This window comes from Arthrobacter saudimassiliensis (genome assembly GCF_059090665.1).
In genome coordinates this window covers 739,308-762,765 of sequence record NZ_JBNHFX010000002.1, presented here as the reverse complement: position 1 = coordinate 762,765, position 23,458 = coordinate 739,308, and the positions used below count along the sequence as shown (strand labels likewise).

The following is a 23,458-nucleotide window of genomic DNA, read 5'->3' as shown; positions in this document are numbered from 1 at the left end:
CCCGCCGCCGGCGGAGTGCCGTCCCCGCCGTCCAGGCCGGGAGAGGCGCCGACGCAGGCACCCGAGCCGACCGCCGAGGAGCGGGCGCAGCTGCAGGAGGCGCTCCGGCTGCTCTCAGGACGCCGCCTGGCCCTCCTGACCGGCGCCGGGCTCAGCACCGATTCCGGCATCCCCGACTACCGCGGGCCGGGCGCCCCGCCCCGGAATCCCATGACCTACCAGCAGTTCATCGGCGACCAGGCGCTGCGGCGGCGCTACTGGGCCCGCAACCACGTCGGCTGGCACCACATGCGCCGGGCCGTGCCCAACGCCGGGCACCGGGCGGTGGCGGAGCTGGAACGGCGCGGACTGATCACCGGACTGATCACCCAGAACGTGGACCGCCTCCACACCGACGCCGGCAGCCGCCAGGTCATCGACCTGCACGGCCGCTTCGACCAGGTCATCTGCCTGGACTGCGGCAGCCGGTTCAGCCGGGCCGACATCGCCGACCTGCTGCTGCGCCTGAACCCGGGCTACCTCGAGGAGGTCGGCGACCGCGGGGACATCAACCCCGACGCCGACGCCGAGATCACCGAGACGGACTCCTTCGTGGTGGCGGACTGTCCGGTCTGCGGGGGCACCCTCAAGCCGGACTTCGTGTACTTCGGGGAAAACGTGCCCAAGGACCGCGTGGCTGCGGCCTTCGACATCCTGGCCGCCTCCGACGCCCTCGTGGTCGCGGGTTCGTCCCTGACGGTCATGAGCGGGCTGCGGTTCGTGCGTCGCGCCCACAAGGACGGCAAGCCCGTGGTCATCATCAACCGCGGGCCCACCCGCGGCGACGAACTGGCCGACCTCAAACTGGACATCGGCACCGCACCGGCCCTGACCTACCTGGCCCGGCACCTGCCTGACCTGCCCGCTCCCGCGGACGGCGCAGCGGACGGCGCGGGCGACGGCCGCCGGGACTGACGGCGACGGGCGCCGAATTAGGCAACCCGGCCCGTGATCCGGTAGGGTTGTTCCTCGTGACACGGCGCTGGAGAGCCCGGTTCGGAGGAGAAATTCCCGGACGGTTCCTGGCATAACGGTCACAATCGGGTCTTTAGCTCAGCTGGTAGAGCGCCACGTTTACACCGTGGATGTCATCGGTTCGATCCCGGTAGGACCCACACCGAACCCGCAGGCGCCGCCTGCGGGTTTTCGTGTCTTCCCGGTCCCCGCGGCGCCTGCGGCCGGGCCGGCCGTGTGGCGGCGGACGCGCCCGGAAGAATAGGGTGGAGTGGACGAACGGCGCGCGCGCCGACCCCGTGCCCTGCAAGAAGGGCACCCGAGGAATCCTGGAGTTGTTTTGAGCGCACAAATTGGTGTGACCGGCCTGGCAGTCATGGGCGCGAACCTCGCCCGCAACCTGGCCCGCAACGGGTACACGGTGGCCCTGCACAACCGCTCGGTCGCCAAGACCGACGCCCTGCTGGCAGCCCACGGCGATGAGGGGAACTTCATCCGCACCGAGTCGCTGCAGGAGCTGGTGGACTCGCTGGAGAAGCCCCGCCGGGTGCTCATCATGGTCAAGGCCGGCGCTCCGGTGGATTCGGTGATCGACCAGCTGACCCCGCTGCTGGAGGAAGGCGACATCGTCATCGACGCCGGCAACTCCCACTACGAGGACACCCGCCGCCGCGAGGCGGCCCTGGCCGATAAGGGCCTGCACTTCGTGGGCGTCGGCGTCTCCGGCGGCGAGGAGGGCGCGCTCCTCGGCCCCTCGATCATGCCCGGCGGCTCCCGCGAGTCCTACGATTCCCTGGGCCCGATGCTGGAGAAGATCTCCGCCAAGTACAACGGCGAGCCCTGCTGCGCGTGGGTGGGCACCGACGGCGCCGGCCACTTCGTCAAGATGGTGCACAACGGCATCGAGTACGCCGACATGCAGGTCATCGGCGAGGCCTACGACCTGCTGCGCTCCGCCGCGGGCATCGAGCCGGCCGAGCAGGCCGAAATCTTCCGCGAATGGAACGCCGGCCAGCTCAGCTCGTTCCTGATCGAAATCACCGCCGAGGTGCTCGCCCACAAGGACGAAAAGACGGGCAAGCCGTTCGTCGACGTCGTCGTCGACTCCGCCGGGCAGAAGGGCACCGGCCGCTGGACCGTCGTTTCCGGCCTGGATCTCGGCTCGCCGGTGTCCGGCATCGCCGAGTCGGTCTTCGCCCGGGCCCTGTCCTCGCAGCGCGGCCAGCGGGCCGAGGCGCAGGAGACCCTGGTCGGCGCCGAGACCGAGGTGCAGCTGCCCGAGACCTTCGTGGAGGACGTGCGCCAGGCGCTCTACGCGTCCAAGCTGGTCAGCTACGCGCAGGGCATGGACATGCTTGCTGCCGCCGCCAAGGAGTATGGCTGGGACCTGAAGCTGGACGAGATCGCCTCGCTCTGGCGCGCCGGCTGCATCATCCGCGCCGAGCTGCTCGACGACATCATGAAGGCCTATGAGGGCGGCAAGGCCCCGGCGAACCTGCTGCTGGATCCAGCCTTCGCCGAGTCGATCGCCGCGGCCGTGCCGGCCTGGCGCCGCGTGGTGGCCACCGCCGTGCAGCTGGGCATTCCCGTGCCCGTGTTCTCCTCCTCGCTGGCCTACTACGACGGCCTGCGCCGGCGCCGGCTCCCGGCCGCCCTGACGCAGGGCCTGCGCGACCTGTTCGGCGCACACACGTACAACCGTGTCGACGCCGAAGGGACCTTCCACACGCTGTGGAGCGGTGACCGTTCCGAGGTCTCCGCCGTCGACACCCACTGAGCGGTGCCGGCAGGCATCACCCAGGCATAAGGAAAGGCCGGCAGCCCTCGGGCTGCCGGCCTTTCCCTGTCTGAGGGGTCCGAGCCTAGATGTAGATCGCCGGATCCACGTACTCGGCGGGATCCACCGCCGCCAGCGTTTCCTTCCGGTCCCGGTGCCGCCAGGTCGCCGGGATGCCGGTGACGATCGAGTCGGCCGGGGCGTCCTTGACGACGACGGCGTTCGCGCCGACCGCCGAGTTGTCGCCGATCGTGACCGGGCCCAGCACCTTGGCACCGGCCCCGATGGTGACGTTGTTGCCGATGGTCGGGTGGCGCTTGACCCTGGCCAGCGAGCGTCCGCCCAGGGTGACCCCGTGGTAGAGCATGACGTCGTCGCCGATTTCGGCCGTTTCCCCGATGACCACGCCCATGCCGTGGTCGATGAAGAAGCGCCGGCCGATCGTGGCGCCGGGATGGATCTCGATGCCTGTCGCGAACCGCGTCAGCTGGGACAGCACCCGGGCGGGAAACCGCAGCGCGGGATTCGCCCACATCCGGTGGGTCAGCCGGTGCATCCAGATGGCATGCAGCCCGGAGTACACGACGAGGTTCTCAAGGGACCCGCGTGCCGCCGGATCGTGGGAAGCGGCGGCACGGAGGTCTTCACGTAGGCGGGCGAGGATTCTCACTCAGGTTCTTTCTGGGTCGGGGCCCTGCCCGGCGCGGGCGGGCAGGGAAACCGGGGACCTATCCCCGGATGTCGTCGTACAGGACGGTGGAGATGTAGCGCTCTCCGAAGTCGCATACGGTGGCGACGATCAGCTTACCGGCGTTCTCGGGCCGCTTTGCCAGCTCCAGGGCCGCCCAGACGATCGCGCCGGAGCTGATGCCGCCCAGGATGCCTTCCTGGGTTCCGAGCGCACGTGCGGTGGCCACGGAGTCCTCAATGGACGCGTCGAAGACCTCGTCGTAGATCTCGGTGTCGAGGATCTCCGGCACGAAGTTCGCGCCGATGCCCTGGATCTTGTGCGGGCCCGGGGCGCCGCCGTTCAGGATGGGGGAGTCCTTGGGCTCGACGGCCACGATCTGCACGTCCGGCTTGCGCTGCTTCAGGACCTGCCCGACGCCGGTGATGGTGCCGCCGGTGCCGATGCCGGCCACGAAGATGTCGACCTGGCCGTCGGTGTCCTTCCAGATCTCCTCGGCGGTGGTCTCACGGTGGACCGCGGGGTTGGCGGAGTTGGCGAACTGCTGCGCCCAGATGGCGTTGTCGGTGGAGGCGACGATCTCCTTGGCCTTCTCCACCGCGCCGCGCATGCCCTCGGACCCGGGCGTCAGCACGATCTCGGCGCCAAAGGCGCGCAGCATGACCCGCCGCTCGGTGGACATGGTCTCCGGCATGGTGAGGATGACCTTGTAGCCGCGGGCGGCGCCGACCATTGCCAGGGCGATGCCGGTGTTGCCGGAGGTGCCTTCGACGATGGTGCCGCCGGGGCGCAGCGCGCCAGCCTTCTCGGCGGCGTCGACGATGGCCACGCCGATGCGGTCCTTGACGCTGTTGGCCGGGTTGTAGAACTCAAGCTTGACGGCCACCTCGGCCGGAAGGCCCTCGGTGAGCCGGTTCAGGCGGACCAGCGGAGTGTGACCCACCACCTGGGTGACGTCGTCGTAGATGCGTGCCATGTTGATTCCTCTGTTCTCAGTCTGCGGGACGGACACAGAACTGCCCGTTCCAGCCTATCGCCGGGCCTGAGGGGCCCTACGCGGCAAGCCATTCGGAGTAATATTTGCGGGCCTTGGCCAGCTTCGGGTTGATAATCACCTGGCAGTAGCCGGCCCAGGGCTGCTTGGCGTAGAAGTCCTGGTGGTAGTCCTCGGCCGGATGGAACGTCGGCAGCGGCACGATTTCGGTGACGATCGGATCCTTCCAGTCGGCCTGCGCCCGCTCCAGGGCCTGCAGGTACTCCTGCCGCTGCTCCTCGGTGCGGTAGAACATGGCCGACCGGTACTGCGTTCCGACGTCGTAGCCCTGCCGGTTCAGCGTGGTCGGATCGTGGGAGGCGAAGAACAGGCCCAGGATCACCTCGGGCGGCACCACAGTCTCATCGAACGTCACGGAGACCACCTCGGCGTGCCCGGTGGTCCCGGAGCACACGCTGTCGTAGTTCGGGTGCGGGTCATGGCCGCCGGTGTAGCCCGACACCACCTCGGTGACTCCGCGGGTCTGCCGGTAGACGGCGTCCAGGCACCAGAAGCACCCGCCGCCAAGCACATACGTCTTCATGCTTTGTGCCAACCGCCGCACGGGCGGATCCATTCCCGTCCGCGCTGCGGAATTGAGCGCCGCCGGTGCGGCAGAGTACAACTTAAACCTATGAACGCAGAGCATTCCGCCGCAGGCGGCAGCGGTCCCGGCGCCGTGCACCCCGACGAGGCGGGCTCCGATGAGGCCGGTGTCGGCACCGGCGCCCCGGCGGCGGCCGACGCCGCTCCGACGCTGGGCGATGTACTCCTGGCCGCGGAGGAGCTGTGGCCCGAATCCCTGGCCGAGGACTGGGACGCCGTCGGGCTCGTCGCCGGACGGCCCGAGCGGCCCGTCCGGCGGATCATGTTCGCCGTCGATCCGGTGTCAGCCGTGGTCGACGATGCGCTGGCCTGGGGCGCGGACCTGCTCATCACCCACCACCCGCTGATGCTGAAGCCGGTGAACTCCGTGGCGGCCACCGGTTTCAAGGGCGAAGTGGTGCACCGGCTGATTGAAGCGGGCTGCGCCCTGCTGGCCGTGCATACCAACGGTGACAGCGCCGTCGGCGGAGTCTCCGACGTGCTCGCCGATGCACTCGGCCTGCAGGACGTGCAGCCGCTCGCTCCGGCCGCGGAGGGCCTGCCGGAGGAGGGAATCGGCCGGGTCGGGGAACTGGACCAGGTGCGCAGCCTGTCCGACTTCGCCGAGCGGGTCTTCAGCGTGCTTCCGGCGGTGGCCGGCGGCGTGCGGGTGGCCGGCGACCCGGACGGGCTGGTCCGCCGGGTGGCGGTCTGCGGGGGAGCCGGCGACAGCCTGTTTGCCGCCGTCCGCCGGGCCCAGGCCGATGTCTACGTCACCGCGGACCTGCGCCACCATCCGGCCTCCGAGGCGCGGGAGGCCGCCGTCAACGGCCGGCCCTACCTGATCGACGTCTCCCACTTCGGCAGCGAGTGGCTCTGGCTCACCCCGGCCGCGGCGGCCCTGGAGAACGTGCTGGCCGACCAGGGGTTCGAGGTCGAGGTCCGCGTGAGCACCGTGAACAGCGACCCGTGGGATTTCGTGCTCACCCCCGGGGTGGACTGACCTGCCGCCTGCCATAGGCTAGGGAGGGTCCGGGGTCCGCCCGGACAGCAACGGAGGTACACGTGGCAAAAGCATCACCGGCCGAGCAGCTGCGGCTGCTGGACCTGCAGGCCCTGGACAGCCGGATCCGCAAGCTGCGCAGCGAAGCGCGGGCGGCCGCCGGCAACCCGGAGATCGCCGCGGCGCAGGGGCGCCGGGACGAGGCCGGGAGCGCGGCAGCCGAAGCTGACGGCGCCGTCAGCGCCGCCGAGCGGGAGGTCACCAAGGCGGAGGACGACGTCGCGGCCGTCACTGCCCGGCTGGAGCGCAACCAGGCCCGGCTCGATTCCGGGACGGGCACCTCCAAGGACCTCACCGCGCTGCAGCACGAGATTGAGTCCCTCACCCGACGGCGTTCTGACCTGGAGGACGTGGAGCTTGAGGCCATGGAGCGGCTGGAGGAGCTGCGCGGCACCGCCGGCGCGGCCCACGGGGTGCTCGACCGCGCCGCGGGGGAGCTGGCCGCACTTGAACAGGCCCGCGACGCGGAGCTTGAGCGCATCCGCGGCGAGGAGGACGCTGCGCTGCAGCAGCGCAGCGAACTCGCCGGGACCTTCGAGCCGGGCCTGCTGGCCCTGTACGAAAAGACCCTGGACCGGCACGGCGTCGGCGCCGCGCGGCTGTTCCACGGCTCATCGGAAGGCTCGGGCATGCAGCTGAGCCCCGGCGACCTTGCCGACATCCGCCGCGCCGCCGAGGACGACGTCGTCTTCTGCCCCGACTCCGGGTGCATCCTGGTCCGTTCCGCGGAATGGGGCAGCTGAGCAGTGACGCTGTTTGAACACGAGCCCGCCGCCGCCCCGGCGCCGGGCGGCAGGATCCTGGTGGTGGAAGCCGACGGCGGGTCGCGCGGCAACCCCGGCCACGCCGGTTACGGCGCACTGGTCCGGGACCCGGACACCGGCCGCATCATCGCCGAAGAGGCGCAGTATGTGGGCATCGCCTCCAACAACGTCGCCGAATACTCCGGCCTGGTCGCCGGACTGCGGATGGCCCACGCCATCGATCCCGGCTGCTGGATCCTGGTGAAGATGGACTCCAAGCTCGTCGTGGAACAGATGAGCGGGCGGTGGAAGATCAAGCACGAGGACATGCGCCGGCTCGCGCAGCAGGCCAGGTCCATGGTGGATCCGCAGCGCGTTAAATACGAGTGGATTCCCCGCGAGAAGAACAAGGACGCCGACCGGCTGTCCAACGAGGCAATGGACGCCGGAATCGCCGGCGTGCCCTGGCAGCCGCGGAAAGGCTCGCCCGGGCCGGTCGGCTCCGGGTCCGCCGGCGGCAGCACTCCGGACGGGGGCGACACCGCCTCCCTGGCGGGTTCCGCCGTTCCGGCGCAGCGGGAGGATGTCCCGGCCGTGCCGGCCCCGGCTGCGCCCGCCCCGACGGGGCGGCTCCACCACGTGGAAGTCTGGGTCCGCGACCTTGCGGCGGCGGAGAAGTCGCTGGGCTGGCTGCTGGAGCGCCTGGGCTTCACGCCCGGGGATACATGGGCCACCGGACGACGCTGGAACGGCGCCGGCGGATACATCGTGCTCGAAGCCGGCCCCGACGTCGTCGACGCCGCCCATGACCGGCGCCGGCCGGGAGTGAACCACCTGGCCTTCACGGCCGGAACCAGGCATGAGGTGGACCTGCTGGCGCGCCGCGCCGCCAGCCACGGCTGGACGCAGCTCTTCGCGGACCGGTACCCGCACGCGGGCGGGCCGGAGCACTACGCCGCCTACCTGGAGAACGCCGACGGCTTCGAAGTGGAGCTGGTGGCCGCCGACTGAGGGCGCCCCCGGTGCCGGGCAGGTCGGGCGGCACTGCGCGCCCTGCCCGGCCGCCCGGCTCGGGACCTCAGCGGGTGAAGGCCGCGTCCTCGGGCAGGATCAGGTTCAGCTGATGCGGTTTGCGGCCGGCCGGCGGCAGCAGCTCGGCCTGCCATTTCTCCGCGGCGGCCGCCAGCAGCTCCGCGGGCGTGCGCGGTTCGGGGCCGCTGCGGGCCAGCAGGTGGCGGGCCAGCTCGCCGCGCGTGTGCTTGGCAAAGTGGGAGACCACCTTCCGCTCGCCGTTGCGGATCTGGAACACATTGACGGCCGCGCCGGTGGCCGCATCCGGCGCCCACGCCGCGGCATAGGTGCTGGAGCGGCAGTCCACGACCAGCCGGCCGTCGGCGTGCTTGTCCAGGACGCCGGAGAGCTGCCGCTTCCAGAACGCCGCCAGCGCACCCGTTTCGGGCAGCCGCGCGGACATGGAGAGCCGGTACGCGGGAATCGGATCAGCGAATCCGAGCGCACCCCACAGTGCCGAGACCACCAGCACCTGCCGGTCCGCGCGCTCCCGTGCCTCCGGCGGCAGGGTGCCGTAGCCCAGCGCGTCGTACAGCACACCCGAATACACCGCATGGGCCGGCGCCGTCGGCTCCTCGGCGAGCCGGGTGTTCCGTGCCACCTCCCCGGCAAGCGAGGCGCCGACCTTGAGCACCTGCAGCGCGTCGGGGGAGGCGCTGACGCGTGCCAGCTCGTTGAGCACCAGCTCGCGGGCGGGGCTCAGCTCAGGGAAACGCAGGGCGGAGTAGTCGAAGCGGGGGCCGGCCGCGGGAGCGGTCTTGCCTTCGGACGGGGGCAGCAGAATCAGCACCAGTCGATTTTATCGGTAGCATTGACGGCAGGGACGGGTTGGCCAGGCAATCGCGTCGGGGCCCGCAAGGGCACCCGCCGAGGAAAGTCCGGGCTCCGCAGGGCAGGGTGGTGGGTAACGCCCACTCGGGGAAACCCGCAGGACAGTGCCACAGAAAACAGACCGCCGTCGGCGATGCCGCACGGTAAGGGTGAAAAGGCGGTGTAAGAGACCACCAGCGCCCCGGGTGACCGGGGCGGCTAGGTAAACCCCACCCGGAGCAAGGCCAGACAGGACGCGTTCGAGGGCTGCCCGCCCGAGCGTCCGGGTAGGCCGCTGGAGGACGCCGGCAACGGCGTCCCGAGATGGATGATTGCCGCGGCGGATCCGGTAACGGAACCGCCGTACAAAACCCGGCTTATCGGCCAGCCCGTCCCTGCCCCCGCCTCCGCGGGCGGCCCTTCCGAGGCAGCTGCGGGCAGATCGGCTGAATTATGCGGCCCCGCCGGGCCCGCTGCAACACTTCAGGCAAAGATGCGGGTCGTTTTCGGGTACATGCATCTGCATGCGGCGCTGCGTCCGGACGGCTGACGGGCCCTCGGCTAGTCTGTGGCAATGTCCCGCACGAGCGACAAGCACCTCCTGGTCCGGAACGCCAACTTCCGGGCGCTGTGGATCTCCTCCACGGCAGGCCTCCTGGGTACGTCGGTGGCCGCCGTCGCGCTGCCGCTGATCGCTGCGGTCGAGCTGGACGCCGGCAACTTCGCAGTAGCCGCGTTGGCGGGCATCGGTTATCTTCCCTGGCTCTTTTTCGGCCTCCCCATCGGAGCGCTGGTGGACCGCTACCGCCGCCGGCCGCTGATCATCGGCTCCCTGACGGCGCGGATCCTGCTGCTCGCGTCGCTGCCGGCGGCGTACTGGCTCGACTCGCTGAGCCTCGCCCACCTGTTTGCCGTGTCCTTCCTGGCCGGACTGGCCGCAGTCTTCTTCACCCTGGCCGAGGCGGCCCTGGTGCCCCGGGCCGTGGACCGCGAGGACCTGGTGGAGGGCAACGGCCTGATGACCGGATCCGGCGCTTCCGCCGACGCCGCCGGGCGGGCGCTGGGCGGGTGGCTGACCCAGGCGTGGGGGGCCTCCAATGCCCTGCTGGTCCAGGTGGCAGCCTCCGTCGCCGCGCTGCTGGCTGTGGCGTCGCTCAAAGTTCAGGAAGCTGCCCGGCCCCCCGCCGGGCGCCGCCTGGGCCGGGAAATGGGCGACGGGCTGCGCTACGCCCTCAGCACCGCACCGCTGCGCGTGCTCCTCTGCGTGGGCGCGCTGTGGAACCTGGGCGGGAACATCGTGGCCTCCGTGCTGGTGCTGCTGGTCGTCCGCACCATCGGGGAATCGCCGCTCATGCTGGGCGTGGTGACCGCGGCCCTGGCCGTGGGCGGAACCCTGGGCGGACTCACCGTCAAGCGGGCCACTGCGCGGCTTGGCTCGGGCCGGGTGTGGCGCTACTCGCTGTTTCCGGCGGCGGCCGGCTACGCCAGCCTCCTGTTCATGACCCCCGGATGGGGCATGCTGCCGGGCATCGCCGGGCTGTTCGTCACCGGTTTCTTCATCTCCCAGAACATCGTCGTCTCCACCAGCTTCCGCCAGCGGGTCTGCCCGCCGTGGATGATGGGCCGGCTCAGCTCGGCGAACCGGATGGTCAGCTGGGGCATGCTCGCGGTGGCCGCGTTCGCCGGCGGAACGCTGGCCACCCTGCTCGGCGTCCGGGAAGCCGTGTTCGTCGGGCTCTGGGTGGCGCTCACCGCTGCCTTGCTGGCCGTGTTCGGCCCGCTTCGCGGCATCCGCCACCTGGAGGAGCTCGAGCCCGCCGCTGACGCACAGCAGGCCACCGGAAGCCCGCTGTGATAAATGTCTCGCAACACGAAGCGGTCACGAATGTGGGCCGCAATACACTGGTAGTGGTCCTGCCTTCCCTGCGAAGGACGAAACGGGAGAACACTGCTGTGACGGGCTTGGCCCGGCTGCGGGCGGTGACGCCCGCGGTGCAAACCAACCGGCACGGAGCTGTGCCGGCTGAGATAAGGATGTGAAGATCTGTGAGCCAGAAGTCCGAGACCTGCCTGGAAACCTGGATGGACCGGGTGGCCCTCGCGGAGGCCATGATTCCGCTCATCGGGCGGCTGTACCGTGAGAACAGTGTTGTCACCTCGGTGCACGGCCGGAGCCTGGTGAACCGCTCCGTGATCGAAATCCAGAAGGCGCACCGCTGGGCGCGCCAGATTGACGACACCGAGCTGCCGCTGGCGGAGACCTACCCCGTCCTGAAGGCCCTGGCCGGCCTGGACCTCGGCGCCTCGTCCATTGACCTGGCCCGCCTGGCGACCAAGTACAAGGAGCTCGGCGAGGGCGCCGACCTTGAGGCCTTCCTCCGCGCGGAGCTGGCCGACGTCGTCGGCCGCGGCGGCGCGGACGAGCGCACCAGCACCGACGTCGTGCTGTACGGCTTCGGCCGGATCGGCCGGCTGCTGGCCCGGATCCTGATCGAGCACGCAGGCGGCGGGCACGGCCTGCGGCTGCGCGCGATCGTGGTGCGCAAGGGCTCGGAGAACGACATCGTCAAGCGCGCCAGCCTGCTGCGCCGCGACTCGGTGCACGGCGCCTTCGACGGGACCATCACCGTCGATGAGGAGAACAACACCATCCTCGCCAACGGCACCCTGATCCAGGTCATCTACTCGAACGACCCGGCCTCCGTCGACTACACCGCGTACGGCATCAACGACGCGATCGTGGTGGACAACACCGGCCGCTGGCGCGACGAGGAGGGCCTGTCCCAGCACCTGCAGTCCAAGGGCGTGGCGCGGGTGCTGCTCACGGCCCCCGGCAAGGGCGACCTGAAGAACATCGTGCACGGCATCAACCACCAGGTGATCACCGACGAGGACCGGATCCTCTCCGCCGCGTCCTGCACCACCAACGCGATCACCCCGGTGCTGAAGGTGCTGAACGACCGCTTCGGCATCGTCCACGGGCACGTGGAAACGGTGCACTCGTTCACCAACGACCAGAACCTGATCGACAACTTCCACAAGGGCGACCGCCGCGGCCGCTCCGCGGCGCTGAACATGGTGATCACCGAGACCGGCGCGGCCAAGGCCGTGGCCAAGGCGCTGCCCGAACTGGGCGGCAAGCTCACCGGCAACGCCATCCGGGTGCCCACCCCCGACGTCTCGATGGCGATCCTGAACCTGAACCTGGAGCAGCCCACCGACAAGGATGAGCTGAACACGTTCCTGCGCGAGGTGTCGCTGAACTCCGACCTGCACAAGCAGATCGACTACATCGCTTCGCCGGAGGTCGTCTCCACCGACTTCGTCGGGTCCCGCCGCGCCGGCATCGTCGACGGCCTGGCGACCATCTGCAGCGGCACCAACGCCGTCGTCTACGTCTGGTACGACAACGAGTTCGGGTACTCCTGCCAGGTGGTCCGGGTCCTCGAGGAGATGGCGCACGTCAACCCGCCGGCCTTCCCGAAGGCCGAGGAACTGGCCGCCGTCGTCAGCTGACGCCGCGGCAGGACCGATTGCGGAAAAGCCCCGCTCCCGGAAGGGAGCGGGGCTTTTCGTGTACTGCCCGGGCCGGGCGTCAGTGGCCGAAGGGGTCCGGGTCCACGCCCGGCATCCAGGTCAGGCCCGGAACGTTCCAGCCGTTGCTGCGGACGGCCTTCTTCGCCGCGCGTGCCCAGCGGTCGGTCAGCCGGTCCACGTACACCTTGCCGTCCAGGTGGTCGGATTCGTGCTGCATCACCCGGGCGAACCAGCCCGTCGCCTCGAAGTCGACCGGGCGGCCGGTGTCGTCGAAACCTCTCACGCGGGCCCAGGCGGCGCGCTGCAGGGGGAAGGCCTCGCCGGGAACCGAGAGGCACCCTTCCGTGTGCTCGTCGGGGTCCGGGGCGGAACCGGGGACCTTGGAGGTCACCAGCACCGGGTTGACGAGCACGCCGCGGTCCGGCGCGTCGTCGTCGTTGGGGTAGTCAAAGGTGAAGATCCGCAGGCCGACGCCGATCTGCGGCGCGGCGAGCCCGACGCCGTGGGCGGCGTCCATCGTCTCGTACATATCGGCGACGAGGGAGCGCAGGTCCTCGTCAAAGGCGGCGACCTCGACGGCGCGGCGGTGCAGGACCGGCTCGCCGTGGATCACGATGGGGCGGATGGCCATGTGGGGGAGTCCTTTGTGCAGTGAGGCGGGGTCAGCGGGCGATGTCGCGCCCGATGACCTCCTTCATGATTTCGCTGGTGCCGCCGAAGATGGTCAGCAGCCGGGCGGCCAGGAAGGCCTGGGCCACGGGATATTCCATGATGTACCCGTACCCGCCGTGCAGCTGCAGGCACCGGTCGGTGATCGTCTTGGCCCGCTCGGCTGCCCAGAGCTTGGTCTTGGCGGCGGAGACGGGATCGAGCGCGCCGTCGTTGAATGCGCGGACGGCCGCGTCGACGTACGTCTCGGTGACCTCCACCTCGGTGAGGATCTCGGCCAGCGTGAACCGTGAGGCCTGGAAGTCCATGATCCGGGCATCGAACGCGGTGCGTTCACCCGTGTAGCGCACGGTGGCGTCGTAGACGGCGCGGGACACGGCCGAAGCCGCCACGGCGATGGCCAGCCTGCCCTGGGGGAGCTGGCCGGCGGCGTACTCCAGTCCGCGGCCTTCCTCGCCCACCAGGTCTCCGGCCGGCACGCGGACGTTGTCGAAGAACAGCTCCGCGGTGTCGGAGGCCTTCAGGCCCATCTTGTCCAGCTGCCGGCCGGTGGAGTAGCCCTCGGTCTTGCCCACCATGAACATGCTGAAGGAATTGCTTCCGCCGCGCCCGCTGCCGCCGTCGGTGCGGGCCAGGACCAGCGCGGCGTCGCCGCTGATGCCGTTGCCGATGAAGGTCTTCTGCCCGCTGAGCAGCCAGTCCCCGTCCTCGGTGCGGACGGCGCGGGTGCGGATCCCGCGCAGGTCGCTGCCGGCTCCGGGCTCGGTCCAGGCGACGGAGGTGACGATGTCCCCGGACACCATGCCCGGGAGCCAGCGCTGCTTGAGGTCCTCGGAGCCGTAGGCCAGCAGGTGCGGCAGGACGAGGTCGTCGTGGAGGTGGAAGGCGAGGCCGACGGCGAGGTGCCCGGCACGGGCGAACTCCTCGTCCAGGACAACCCGGTACCGGTAGTCGGGCATGCCGGCGCCGCCGTATTCCTCGGGCACCGCCAGGCCGAGCAGGCCCTGCTCGCCGGCCGCCTTCCAGAGCCGGCGCGGCATCATGTGCTCGCGGTCCCAGTCGGCGTAGTGGGGGGTGACCTCGCGGTCGTTGAATTCCCGCGCCAGCTCGCGGAACAGTTCATGGTCCTCATCGAACAGACTGCGTAACACGTGCCCGTGCCTCCTCTTTGATCAGCAGTTTCCAGTGAACCACATGGAAAAGGCCGCCCCGGAGATCTCCGAGGCGGCCTGAGGGGCCGGTGTACCGGCGTCCCATTCTGGGGTGAGTAACGGGGTTTGAACCCGCGACCTCCTGGACCACAACCAGGCGCTCTGCCAACTGAGCTATACCCACCATGTGCTCCGCATCGGTTTCCCTCACTGGAGCAGCGCAATCCAGCTTACACGGTTTTTTGACCGCTTCTGCGCATCCGGTGCCCGGGCGCGGCAAATGTGACGGAGCTAACCCTGCGGGTCGGCGCCCAGCCCAGCCGCAATCTTCTTCGCCGTCGCTGAATCCGGCCCGGGCGCGGGCACGAAGACCGCCTCCCGGTAGTAGCGAAGCTCATTGATGGAATCGCGGATGTCGCCCAGCGCCCGGTGCCCGCCGTGCTTGGCCGGGGCCTGGAAATAGGCCCGCGGGTACCAGCGGCGTGCCAGCTCTTTGATGGTGGAGACGTCGATGACCCGGTAGTGCAGGTGGTTGATCACCTCGGGCATGTCCCGGGCGAGGAACTGTCGGTCGGTGCCCACCGAGTTGCCGGCGAGCTGGGCCTTCTTCGGCTCCGGAACCCAGGTCGTGATGTACTCGATGACCTCGGCCTCGGCCTCGGCCATGCTCATCCCGCCCGGCAGCTCCTTGAGCAGCCCGGAGGTCGTGTGCATCTCGCGGACGAAGTCGCCCATGCCGGCGAGGGCCTCGTCGTCGGGCCGGATCACGACATCCACTCCCGTACCCAGCACGTTGAGCTCGGCGTCCGTCACGAGGACGGCCACCTCGATCAGGGCGTCACGGGTGATGTCGAGCCCCGTCATTTCGCAATCGATCCAGACAATGCGTTCACTTGAAATCGGCACCCCACCAATGTACCGCCTCGGCCCGACGCACCCGCTGCGGGGCCCGGTCAGCTGCTGGAGTGGCTGCGCTGGCGCCCGTCGAGGGCCTCGGGGTCGGCGACGATGATCGGCAGCGGCCCGGTGGGCACGTACTGCTGGAGCGGAAGCGATCCGGTCTCGGGCGGCCCGAAGGCCCGGGTCCAGCGGCTGGGGCCGTCACCCGCGGCGGCCTGGTGCCCCGCGTCGGCGCGGCGCCGGCCGCGACGGCCCGCGGCGGCGTCCCACGGCAGCGGTTCGACCGGCGCGCCCTGGTGCTGCGGGACGGGCGGAGGGGCGACGGCGGTGTCCCGTCGCCGCGGGCCGGGAGCGGTTCCGGCGCCTGCGGCGGGGGCGGCAGCCGGCTCGGCAGCTGCCGCGACCGCGCCGTCGGCCCCGGCGGGGGAGGAGTCCTCCCGGGAGGCGGCCGCCGCCGGTGATTCGGAATCCGCCGGCCGGTCCCGGCCGCCGAACCACCAGATGGCGGCGAAGACCGCGGTCACCAGGAATGCGGTGCCTGCTCCGGCCGCGGGGTCGATTTCGGTGCGGGTGGAGGCCGCATAGGTCACGACGCCGAGGAAGATGCCCCAGAGCGCCAGATCAGGGTCCCGTCGGGGTCGCTGCGGCCGCTGTGCGGCGCGGGCCGCTGCCCGCCGCGTCCCGGCGGCCGCCGGCGGCGCCGGCTTGGTGGACCGCCGCCGGGGACCGCTGCGTCCCGCGGCGTTTTGCCGGTCCTCGTTCCTTGCCTGCCCGGCCTCTGCACGATGGCGCCCCACAGCCATTACCGCCCTTGCACTTGTCGGTCCAAAACCGAGCCCAGTCTATAAGGCGGCCCCCGGCACTCAGGTCCCGCCGCGCCCGGCCCGCCGGGGATCGTTGCCGGGAACAGACTGGTATCTTGGCTAGGACGGTGCTCATCGTGCCTGGCCCGACCTGCCTTACCAGTGCGCCGGCTTCGGCTGTGATGCCGGTGAGCCGTTCGGAAGACCAGCCAGCCGACGATTGGAACCATGCAGATGACCGCCCCTGTGCCGGCGATTGAACCGTCGATTCCGGCCAAGGATGCCCCCGACCGACCCAATGTGGCCATCCTCCAGGGGTTCGTGGGCTCGATGATGATGCTTGTCGGGTCCCTCGGCGTCGGCTGGCTGTCGCTGGCCTCCACCGAGCTGCGGCGGATGCCGCTGATCATCTGGATGCGGTTCGAACCGGCCGGGGCCGTGTTCTCCGTCGTCATGCTCGCCGTGGGCGGCATGCTGCTGGTCCGGTCCTGGCTTCGGCTGGGGCAGCGGATGGGATCCTGGGGCCCCGGGTCCCGGCCCGTCGTGCTCCGCGCCGTCGTCGCCTGGGGTGCGCCGATGTGCCTCTGCCTGCCGCTGTTCAGCCGGGATGTGTTTGCCTACATCGCCCAGGGCCTGGTCATGGTCAGCGGCCTGAACCCGTACAAGGACGGGTACGCGCAGATCAACAACTACCTGCAGATCGGCGCCGACGACCTGTGGGCGCTGAGCCCCACCCCCTACGGCCCCGTGTTCCTCTGGCTGGAGCAGCTCGTGGTGATGATCACCGGCGGCCAGACCGAGTTCTCCATCCTGCTCTTCCGCCTGATCGCGCTCATCGGCGTGGGCATGTGCATCTGGGTGGTGCCGCGGCTGGCTGAACTGCACGGAATCAATCCCAACCGGGCGCTGTGGCTGACCGCCGCGAACCCGCTGTTCCTGGCCAACTTCATCGCCGCGATCCACAACGACGCGCTGATGATCGGCCTGGCGCTCGTGGGCCTGTACTTCGCGGCGACCCGCCGCGGCCTGCTGGGCGTGCTGCTGGTGACGCTGTCCGTGGGGATCAAGCCGATCACCCTGGTGTTCCTGCCCTTCATCGGCCTGCTGTGGGCGGGCAAGGGAGCCAGCTGGAAGCGGCGTTTCGGCTACTGGTTCCTGACCGCCGGACTGTCGCTGGCCATCCTGGCCGTGATGGGACTGATCAACGGCTTCGGCTTCGGCTGGGTCGGAGCCCTGAGCACCCCCGGCAGCGTCTGGATCTGGTACGCGCCGGTCGGTTTCCTCGGACTGGTGGTGGCCACCCTGGGCAACTCGGTGGGCCTGCCGGGCTGGGGGATGGCCGACGTCGTGCACACCGTCGGGCGGATCGCCTCCGTGGCGATCGTGGTCTGGCTGATGTTCGTGGGCGACCACGGCCGGCTGGTGCGCCGGCTCACGCTCGGCTTCGCGGCCATCGTGTTCCTGGCACCCATGATCCAGTCCTGGTACGTGGTGTGGCTGATCCCGCTGTTCGCCGTCACCGGCATCCGCAGCGACTGGCAGGCCAAGACGCTCTACCTGATCGTGTCCTTCTTTATGGTCTACGCGATCAGCGACCAGCTGGACATCTGGCCCTACTTCGAGTTCAGCCTTTCCGCCGCCCGGCAGATCGCGGTGGTGACGGCCCTTGCCTTCGCCCTCTACCTGATCTTCCTGGATCCGAAGACCAAGACACTGTTCCGGAAGAAGCTCACCGATCCTGCGCCGGGAGAGCTGCGGGTCCGCTGACCCGCGCCGCCCGGGCCAGGGAGACGATCCGGGCCAGCGCCCAGCCGAAGAGCACCAGCAGGGCGCCGTTGCGCACCGTCAGCAGGGCGGCGACGGCGGTGTTCAGGTCCTCGTACAGGGCCTGGTAGAAGAGCGGGTAGACCAGGGTGGTGAGGGCGGCGACGCCGAGCATCAGCCAGGCGGGGAACCGCCAGGCGCGGCCCTCCCAGGCCAGCCCGACCGCGGTGACGGCCACCAGCCAGAGCATGAACTGCGGCGAGCCGACCTTGTTGAAGACAATGAAGGCGCTGACCAGGGCCAGGGCCCCGGCTGCGATCAGTTCCCGTTCCGGTACGCCGCGCCGCAGCGCCCAGATGAGCAGCAGGGCGACGGCGACGGCGGCGGCGGCGAGCAGCGGCGTCATCAGCGCCGCGACCGGTTCGCCCAGCGCGCCGCGGACTTCCCGGGTATTGATCACCACGTCCTCGAAGATGTGCGCGTCGGAGCGTCCCAGGATGGCCTGCCACAGGCCGGGCGTGGTGAAGGGGGCTTCCAGCTGCATTCCGCGGTCCCCCTGCGCGCCGATGAAGCTCAGCAGGTGGCGCAGGCCGCCTGCCGCGGTGACGGCCACGGCGATGAGGGCGGAGACTGCGGCGCCGGTGGCCAGCAGGGTCAGCCGCCGGCGCCAGGCCACCAGCAGGGCCAGGATGACGGCGGCCGGCCAGACCTTGATCCATGTCGCCGCCGCCAGCAGCGCCGACGCCGCGACCGGCCGCCGCTCCAGCAGCAGCAGGGCGGTGATCACCAGTGGAACCGTCAGTCCGTCGATGCGGCCCACGGCCACCGGGCCGAGCAGCGCCGTCGCCGCCAGCCACCAGTATGCCGCCGCCGTCCTGCGCGGCGTGGGGCGGGATGTCAGCAGCGCGAACGCCGCGGCGTTCAGACCGGCGAAGAGCAGGAACCAGGCAAACATGTACCCGCCCCAGCCGCCCAGCGCGGCCAGCAGCATGGGTACGAGGGCCCCGATCGGGTAGACCCAGTCGGAGACTATGCCCCGGGGTTCGCCCTGCAGCGCGTCGAAGGCCCATTCACGGTAGAAGCGCACATCGCTGAGCACGTCCCCGGAGAGCATCATCGGCGCAAGCACCGCCAGGATGCCGCCGTGCACCAGGAGAAATGCCGGCCACAGCACGGATCGGCGGCGAAGGAAGGAAACCGGAGTCGGTTCAGCGGACATGCGGGGACGGCTCTCCTTAGACGCGGAAATACCTGCAGATTCGGCTGCAGGTACAGCGTCAAGGCTACCGGCGGGCGGCGCGCGGAATGCAATCACGGGCGGGACACGGAATACTGGAGGGATGACCGAGGGAACTGAAGTGCAGATTGTCGCCGATTTTGAAGTCTCGGAGTGGGAACCGACCGCCTACCAGGTGGAGGGAACCAACAGCGAGCTGTCCACCGTCCGTGCCCGGAAGATCTTCGAGGGTGAAGTGGTGGGAACCTCGGTCGCGGACATGATCATGGCCGGCAACGCCGTCGGCGCGGGTTACGTGGCGTCGGAGGTCTTCGCCGGGCGGATCGCCGGCCGCGAGGGCACGGTGGTGATCCAGCACTGGGGCCTCGCCGAAGGGGAGGCGACCGCCAGCTCCGGGCACATCATTCCCGGGTCCGGCACCGGTCAGCTCGCGGGTATGGCCGGGCAGGCCGTGTTTTCGCAGCTGCCCGACGGCCAGCACCGGCTTGAACTCAGGGTGAGCTTCCCGGCCTGAGGCCCGGGCCGGACCCGGGGCGAACGCCGGCGGGAACGGCGGCTACGCCCGGCCGCTGCCCAGGTAGGCCAGCACCGCTGCAGCCCATCCCGCAGCGATCACCGCCGCGAAGAGGGTCAGCCAGCCAAAGGCCGGGAACCGCGTGCGCCGGGCCAGGATCCAGGCGTCCGAGGCGTTCGGCGTCCCCGGGCGCAGATGGAGCCGCAGCACCTTGAACCAGTCCCGCACCGCGCCCACCAGCAGGGCCAGGCCCACGACGAGGCACACGAGGGCGGTGGCCGGGGGCGTGCTGAACCACACCAGCAGCACGGCGGAGGCAGCGCAGCCCACCGCGATCACTGCCCCCTGTACATTGCGGATGAACAGCAGGGCCGCCAGGAGTATCAGCGCGGAGGCGGACAGCGCCGCCGGCGCCCAGCCGGTCAGGGCAGCCGCGGTGAAGGCCGCGCCCGCCACGGCAGGGGCGGGATAGCCCCAGAAGCCGGTCCAGGCCGCCGATGCCCGGCCGCGGCCCAGGCTGCGGACCTGCCCGGAGTGGTCGAAGCGCAGTTCGATCCCGCGCAGCCGCTGGCCCGTGCTGAGCGCGGCAAAGGCATGGCCGAGTTCGTGGACGAACGTCACCAGCAGGCCGAACCACCGCCAGCTGACGCGCGGCACGGACAGCAGGACGGCGGCGGCCACAACCGCCGCCGGCAGCCACAGGGGAACCTCCGGCGGTTCGACGCGGGCGAATCCCGCGGCCAGGCGGTCCCACCAGGCCGGCAGCAGCTCCGCCGCCCGTTCCCGGACGGCCGCGACGTGCACGGGCTAGAGCTCCAGCTCGCCGCGCAGGATCGAGTCGCCCGAATGGGCGGGGTTGCCGTCGAAGGGCTCATCGGAGATGTCGACGACCGGGTAGCTGTCCAGGTCGAGGTCCTCCGGCAGCGGGAAGCGCGCCTCGGTGCCTTCCATGGTGCCGAGGCTGACCATGGACTGCGCGTCCGGAGCCAGGAGCCACACCTCGCGGTATCCGGCAGCGTCGGTTCCGCTGGCCCGGACCACCAGCTCCCGGCGCCCGTCAGGCAGCCGGTCCACTTCGGCGCGGCCGGTCTCCTGATAAGCCGGCAGTGGCTGCAGATTGGCTGCGGCGAGCGTTTCCGGTTCCCTGTTCAGGACCTGGACCGTGCCCCAGACAGCTGCGCCGGCCACGACGGCGGCGGCAGCGGCGGCGGCCGGCAGCCAGCGGCGTGCGCTCCGCGCCGGACGTCCGGCGCCTCGCCGGGTCGATGCCCCGGCGGGTTCAGGGCCGCCCGCCCGGCCCGGTGCCGCCCCACGCCGGCGGCCCTGGAGGTCGATGACGTCGGCCCCGTCGTTGTCGTCAGCACTGTCGTCGGCACTGCTGACGGCACCATTGTCTTCGGCGCCGTCGCCGGCAATGCCGGCGGGTCCGCCGCGGTGCGCCGGGTCCTCCCTGACGGCGTCGGACAGGTTCAGGGTCCGGTGGATCCCCTCCCAGACGGAGGAAGGCGGGTATTCATCGGCGGTCAGCCCGCTGCCGCCGGGGGCGGTGCTCCGGCCGACGGCGACGACGCGGCCGAAGGCGGCCAGCTCACCGGCGCATTGCGGGCAGGAGTCGAGATGGGCCTGTTCCTCGGCGGAGGCCGGTTCGCCCAGGGCCAGGAGGGACAGCGTTTCCTCATGCAGGTGCCGCATCGCTGGCCTCCAATCGCTGCCTCAGCTGAATCAGTCCTCGTCGGATGTGGCTCTTCACGGTGCCAAGGGGCAGCCGGAGCCGGTGGGCAATCTGCTGGTGCGTCAGGTCCTCGTGGAAGGCCAGCCGCAGGATGGCCGCCTGGGGATCGCCCAGCCGGTGCAGCTCGGCCTCGAGCACCAGGCGGTCCGCCACCCGGTCCGGATCCGACTCCGCGTCGGCCGCACGCGGCGGTTCGCCGGCCACCGTGTCCAGGACGTCCGCCTCTTTCATCCGTGCCGTCGACAGGTCGGCGGCGACGTTGCGGGTGATGCCCACGAGCCAGCCCGCCAGCGGCGCCGCGTCAGGGCGGTAGCCGCCGCGGTAGCGCCAGGCGCGGATGAAGACCTCCTGCACGGCGTCGTCCGCCGCGGCCCCGACGTCGCCCAGCCGCCGGACGGCGAGAGCCCGGATAAGGGGCGCATGACGCCGGTACGCTTCGGCCAGGGCCGCCTCGTCGCCGTCACGGAAGGCGCTGCCCAGCGCATCGTCCGTCACGGAGGGGCCGAGGGCCATGGGTCGCGTTCTCCTGCGGTGGAAGGGCACCGGCGGCAGCTGTGCAGCGGTGTCACTCATTGTCACGGTGCACCCCCTCCTCAGGGGAGCGGCGCCGCCGTGAGGACAATGTTATCCGCATAATCGTCGGCCGCCTCCACATACTCGCCGCCGCATGTCACCAGTTTCAGCAGCGGTTCTCCGCTTCGGTCGAAGAGCTCCCCGGAGTTCAGCTCCCGCTTGGCGATCTGCTCCACGGATCCTGCCGCGTACCGGACCGTGCTTCCGTCCGACCGCGTCACGGTCACGACGGTGCCGGGCCGCACCTCGTCGAGCCGGGCGATGGGCAGGGCTTCGGTGCCGGTGTCCAGGTGTGCCGCCAGCACGGAGGAACCGGCGGGGGAACCCGGAGGCGGTCCGTACCGGTACCAGCCGGCCTGGCGGTGGTTGTCGGGCAGGACCATCTCGCCGTCACCGCGGACCCCGGTGGGCACCACTTCCAGGTCCAGTCCGATGTCCTCGATCTGTACCCGGACCGGTTCGGGGCGGGAGATCTCCGGCGTCGGAGCCGCGTCGCGGACCGGAACATTGCCCGGTGCCTGCGCCGGTTCCGGCGCCGCCGGTCCCGCGGTGACGGAGGACGGCGTCGGGCCGGTGGCCTGGGCCGGAGCGGCCGGGTCCTGGGTGGACGCCGAGCAGGAGACAGCGCCCAGGGCGACGGCGGCCGAGGCCAGGAGGAGGCCGGCTGCTGGGGAAAGCCGGGGCCGGGGAGAGTTCATGGGGCGCTGCTCCTGCGTCGGTGGTCGGGCCCGTGGGCGGGATGAGGTGCCGGGCCGGCGTCCGGCCTGCCGGAAGCAGGCGGGACGCCGGCCCGATGCCGGCAGGGTCCTAGCGGCCGGCGGTCCCGGCGGCGCGGCTGCGGCGGAACAGCGCCAGGGCGCCGCCGACGGCGAGCAGGCCGGCCGCGGCGGTGGCGGCGACGGCGGTGCCGGCGTCGTTGTCCCCGGCTTCCAGGGCACCCGGAACGGCGCTCGGCGAGGAGTGCATTCCGGTCACGGACTGGGTGGCCAGGGCCAGGTTGCCGTCCTCGAGGGAGCCCCAGGCGTACACGATGGTGTTGGTGCCTTCGGGCAGGTTCAGGTCGGCCGGGCCGATCACGGGCTCGGTGGTGCCGGCTGCCGCCACCGAAGCGGAAATGGTGCCGGGATCAACGGTCAGGACCTCTTCCATCGGGTTCTCCAGCCCGCTGATCACGGGGCTGCCGTTGGCGAGGACGTCGACGGCCGGGGCGGCTGCGACGTGGCGCACCGTCAGCCTGGACTTGCCGGCCTCGATCATCGAGGTGTCATTGGTGAACACGTTCGCTGTGGGCTGGCCGGAGGCGTCCAGGTTGGCCGTCGCGGTGTAGTTCATCCCGGCGGCGAGGTCAACGGAGACCGGCCCGATGATCGGAGCGGAGGCATCAGCGGCGTCGGGGGCGGTGATGGCCAGTTCATAGGTGCCGGCAGGCAGGGGCAGGGGGCCGGCCAGCGTGCCGGGGGCAAAGTCGTCCAGGGTGAGGGCACCGTTGACATAGACGTCGACGACCGTGTCCGGCACCCCGTGGAGCACGGACAGCTGGGCGTCGCCCTCCGCGGCGGAGGCAGGGGTCATGAATCCAACGGCAGCGACGGTGCCGGCGGCGGCGAGGAACGAGATGGACTTGCGCATCGGGGTCTCCTTTGGCGGACCGCCCCTGGGAGCGGTTTCTGTTTTTGCTGACACCCCTGTTACCGGCGCCACAGCGGAAACGGATGCAGATGCATGGATTTTTTCCAGGAAAGTTTTTACGGCCGGGCCCCGCCGGGTTTTCAGGACCCGTCCCGGCCGCGCTCCGCCTGTCCCGGACCGTTCCCG

Annotated in this window: 23 protein-coding genes, 2 tRNA genes and 1 other RNA gene; 11 read left to right on the top strand and 15 right to left on the bottom strand. The window is 70.6% G+C overall.

Annotated elements, in window-relative coordinates; translation table 11 throughout:
• Positions 1-15: 15 nt before the first annotated feature.
• From AC5RV6_RS10720 to gnd, 3 genes are all read left to right on the top strand, one after another.
• Positions 16-954 carry an NAD-dependent protein deacetylase gene (locus AC5RV6_RS10720; protein WP_494007405.1) on the top strand — a complete coding sequence of 313 codons (939 nt, stop codon included), beginning with the start codon at positions 16-18 and terminating at the stop codon, positions 952-954.
• Positions 955-1,081: 127 nt separating this feature from the next.
• Positions 1,082-1,154 (top strand) — tRNA-Val (locus AC5RV6_RS10715).
• 179 nt (positions 1,155-1,333) lie between these two features.
• Entirely contained in the window at positions 1,334-2,770 is a 1,437-nt protein-coding gene (gnd, locus tag AC5RV6_RS10710; RefSeq protein WP_494007280.1) for an NADP-dependent phosphogluconate dehydrogenase, read from the top strand.
• Positions 2,771-2,855: 85 nt separating this feature from the next.
• On the opposite strand, the gene epsC is transcribed toward gnd, so the two are convergent.
• The 3 genes from epsC to msrA form a co-directional block, all read right to left on the bottom strand.
• Positions 2,856-3,440, bottom strand: coding sequence for a serine O-acetyltransferase EpsC (gene epsC, locus AC5RV6_RS10705; RefSeq protein WP_494007279.1), 585 nt, complete (start codon positions 3,438-3,440; stop codon positions 2,856-2,858).
• A gap of 58 nt (positions 3,441-3,498) precedes the next feature.
• Positions 3,499-4,434, bottom strand: coding sequence for a cysteine synthase A (gene cysK, locus AC5RV6_RS10700; protein WP_494007278.1), 936 nt, complete (start codon positions 4,432-4,434; stop codon positions 3,499-3,501).
• A gap of 76 nt (positions 4,435-4,510) precedes the next feature.
• On the bottom strand, positions 4,511-5,035 hold the full coding sequence (gene msrA / locus AC5RV6_RS10695; protein WP_494007277.1) for a peptide-methionine (S)-S-oxide reductase MsrA: 525 nt from the start codon (positions 5,033-5,035) through the stop codon (positions 4,511-4,513).
• A gap of 90 nt (positions 5,036-5,125) precedes the next feature.
• Between msrA and AC5RV6_RS10690 the strand changes: the two genes are divergently transcribed.
• The 3 genes from AC5RV6_RS10690 (at position 5,126) to AC5RV6_RS10680 (ending at position 7,893) form a co-directional block, all read left to right on the top strand.
• Positions 5,126-6,079 carry a Nif3-like dinuclear metal center hexameric protein gene (locus tag AC5RV6_RS10690; protein ID WP_494007276.1) on the top strand — a complete coding sequence of 318 codons (954 nt, stop codon included), beginning with the start codon at positions 5,126-5,128 and terminating at the stop codon, positions 6,077-6,079.
• A 62-nt stretch (positions 6,080-6,141) separates the two neighbouring features.
• Positions 6,142-6,882 (top strand): zinc ribbon domain-containing protein, encoded by a 741-nt coding sequence (locus tag AC5RV6_RS10685; RefSeq protein ID WP_494007275.1) that lies wholly within the window; start codon positions 6,142-6,144, stop codon positions 6,880-6,882.
• Between the two features lie 3 nt (positions 6,883-6,885).
• The gene (locus AC5RV6_RS10680; RefSeq protein ID WP_494007274.1) at positions 6,886-7,893 is read left to right on the top strand and encodes a reverse transcriptase-like protein; all 1,008 of its coding nucleotides are present in this window, start codon (positions 6,886-6,888) and stop codon (positions 7,891-7,893) included.
• A 67-nt stretch (positions 7,894-7,960) separates the two neighbouring features.
• Here AC5RV6_RS10680 and AC5RV6_RS10675 read toward each other — a convergent pair whose 3' ends face one another.
• On the bottom strand, positions 7,961-8,743 hold the full coding sequence (locus tag AC5RV6_RS10675) for a YaaA family protein (RefSeq protein ID WP_494007273.1): 783 nt from the start codon (positions 8,741-8,743) through the stop codon (positions 7,961-7,963).
• A 34-nt stretch (positions 8,744-8,777) separates the two neighbouring features.
• On the opposite strand from AC5RV6_RS10675, the gene rnpB reads away from it, so the two are divergent.
• From rnpB to AC5RV6_RS10660, 3 genes are all read left to right on the top strand, one after another.
• An RNA gene (gene rnpB / locus AC5RV6_RS10670) (RNase P RNA component class A) lies at positions 8,778-9,159 on the top strand.
• Positions 9,160-9,337: 178 nt separating this feature from the next.
• Positions 9,338-10,618: an MFS transporter gene (locus tag AC5RV6_RS10665; RefSeq protein ID WP_494007272.1), complete on the top strand. Its 1,281-nt coding sequence runs from the start codon at positions 9,338-9,340 to the stop codon at positions 10,616-10,618.
• A gap of 191 nt (positions 10,619-10,809) precedes the next feature.
• Entirely contained in the window at positions 10,810-12,279 is a 1,470-nt protein-coding gene (locus AC5RV6_RS10660) for a glyceraldehyde-3-phosphate dehydrogenase (protein ID WP_494007271.1), read from the top strand.
• Positions 12,280-12,358: 79 nt separating this feature from the next.
• Here AC5RV6_RS10660 and AC5RV6_RS10655 read toward each other — a convergent pair whose 3' ends face one another.
• The 5 genes from AC5RV6_RS10655 to AC5RV6_RS10635 form a co-directional block, all read right to left on the bottom strand.
• Positions 12,359-12,931: a peptide deformylase gene (locus AC5RV6_RS10655; RefSeq protein ID WP_494007270.1), complete on the bottom strand. Its 573-nt coding sequence runs from the start codon at positions 12,929-12,931 to the stop codon at positions 12,359-12,361.
• A gap of 31 nt (positions 12,932-12,962) precedes the next feature.
• A complete protein-coding gene (locus AC5RV6_RS10650; protein ID WP_494007269.1) occupies positions 12,963-14,120 on the bottom strand; it encodes an acyl-CoA dehydrogenase family protein in 1,158 nt (385 codons plus the stop codon).
• A gap of 108 nt (positions 14,121-14,228) precedes the next feature.
• Positions 14,229-14,304, bottom strand: a tRNA-His gene (locus tag AC5RV6_RS10645).
• Positions 14,305-14,411: 107 nt separating this feature from the next.
• Positions 14,412-15,026 (bottom strand): oligoribonuclease, encoded by a 615-nt coding sequence (gene orn / locus AC5RV6_RS10640; protein ID WP_494007268.1) that lies wholly within the window; start codon positions 15,024-15,026, stop codon positions 14,412-14,414.
• A gap of 47 nt (positions 15,027-15,073) precedes the next feature.
• Complete coding sequence (locus AC5RV6_RS10635) at positions 15,074-15,817, bottom strand: hypothetical protein (RefSeq protein ID WP_494007267.1); 744 nt, start codon at positions 15,815-15,817, stop codon at positions 15,074-15,076.
• 240 nt (positions 15,818-16,057) lie between these two features.
• Here AC5RV6_RS10635 and mptB point away from each other — a divergent pair, with 240 nt between their 5' ends.
• Entirely contained in the window at positions 16,058-17,590 is a 1,533-nt protein-coding gene (gene mptB, locus AC5RV6_RS10630; RefSeq protein ID WP_494007266.1) for a polyprenol phosphomannose-dependent alpha 1,6 mannosyltransferase MptB, read from the top strand.
• Here the strand turns inward: mptB and AC5RV6_RS10625 are convergent.
• Positions 17,553-18,806, bottom strand: a complete 1,254-nt coding sequence (locus tag AC5RV6_RS10625; RefSeq protein ID WP_494007265.1) for a glycosyltransferase 87 family protein — start codon at positions 18,804-18,806, stop codon at positions 17,553-17,555. The two genes, mptB and AC5RV6_RS10625, sit on opposite strands and share 38 nt — an antisense overlap.
• Positions 18,807-18,927: 121 nt before the next feature.
• On the opposite strand from AC5RV6_RS10625, the gene AC5RV6_RS10620 reads away from it, so the two are divergent.
• Positions 18,928-19,338 (top strand): DUF3224 domain-containing protein, encoded by a 411-nt coding sequence (locus AC5RV6_RS10620; protein WP_494007264.1) that lies wholly within the window; start codon positions 18,928-18,930, stop codon positions 19,336-19,338.
• A 42-nt stretch (positions 19,339-19,380) separates the two neighbouring features.
• Here the strand turns inward: AC5RV6_RS10620 and AC5RV6_RS10615 are convergent, their stop codons facing one another.
• The 5 genes from AC5RV6_RS10615 to AC5RV6_RS10595 all read right to left on the bottom strand — a co-directional run bounded on the left by AC5RV6_RS10615 (position 19,381) and on the right by AC5RV6_RS10595 (position 23,272).
• A complete protein-coding gene (locus tag AC5RV6_RS10615) occupies positions 19,381-20,142 on the bottom strand; it encodes a M50 family metallopeptidase (RefSeq protein WP_494007263.1) in 762 nt (253 codons plus the stop codon).
• A 3-nt stretch (positions 20,143-20,145) separates the two neighbouring features.
• Positions 20,146-21,030: an anti-sigma factor gene (locus AC5RV6_RS10610; RefSeq protein WP_494007262.1), complete on the bottom strand. Its 885-nt coding sequence runs from the start codon at positions 21,028-21,030 to the stop codon at positions 20,146-20,148.
• Positions 21,014-21,583: an RNA polymerase sigma factor gene (locus tag AC5RV6_RS10605; RefSeq protein ID WP_494007261.1), complete on the bottom strand. Its 570-nt coding sequence runs from the start codon at positions 21,581-21,583 to the stop codon at positions 21,014-21,016. The genes AC5RV6_RS10610 and AC5RV6_RS10605 overlap by 17 nt, the downstream gene beginning before the upstream one ends.
• A gap of 80 nt (positions 21,584-21,663) precedes the next feature.
• Positions 21,664-22,341 carry a class F sortase gene (locus AC5RV6_RS10600; protein ID WP_494007260.1) on the bottom strand — a complete coding sequence of 226 codons (678 nt, stop codon included), beginning with the start codon at positions 22,339-22,341 and terminating at the stop codon, positions 21,664-21,666.
• Positions 22,342-22,450: 109 nt separating this feature from the next.
• Complete coding sequence (locus tag AC5RV6_RS10595; RefSeq protein ID WP_494007259.1) at positions 22,451-23,272, bottom strand: DUF4397 domain-containing protein; 822 nt, start codon at positions 23,270-23,272, stop codon at positions 22,451-22,453.
• Between the last annotated feature and the right edge of the window lie 186 nt (positions 23,273-23,458).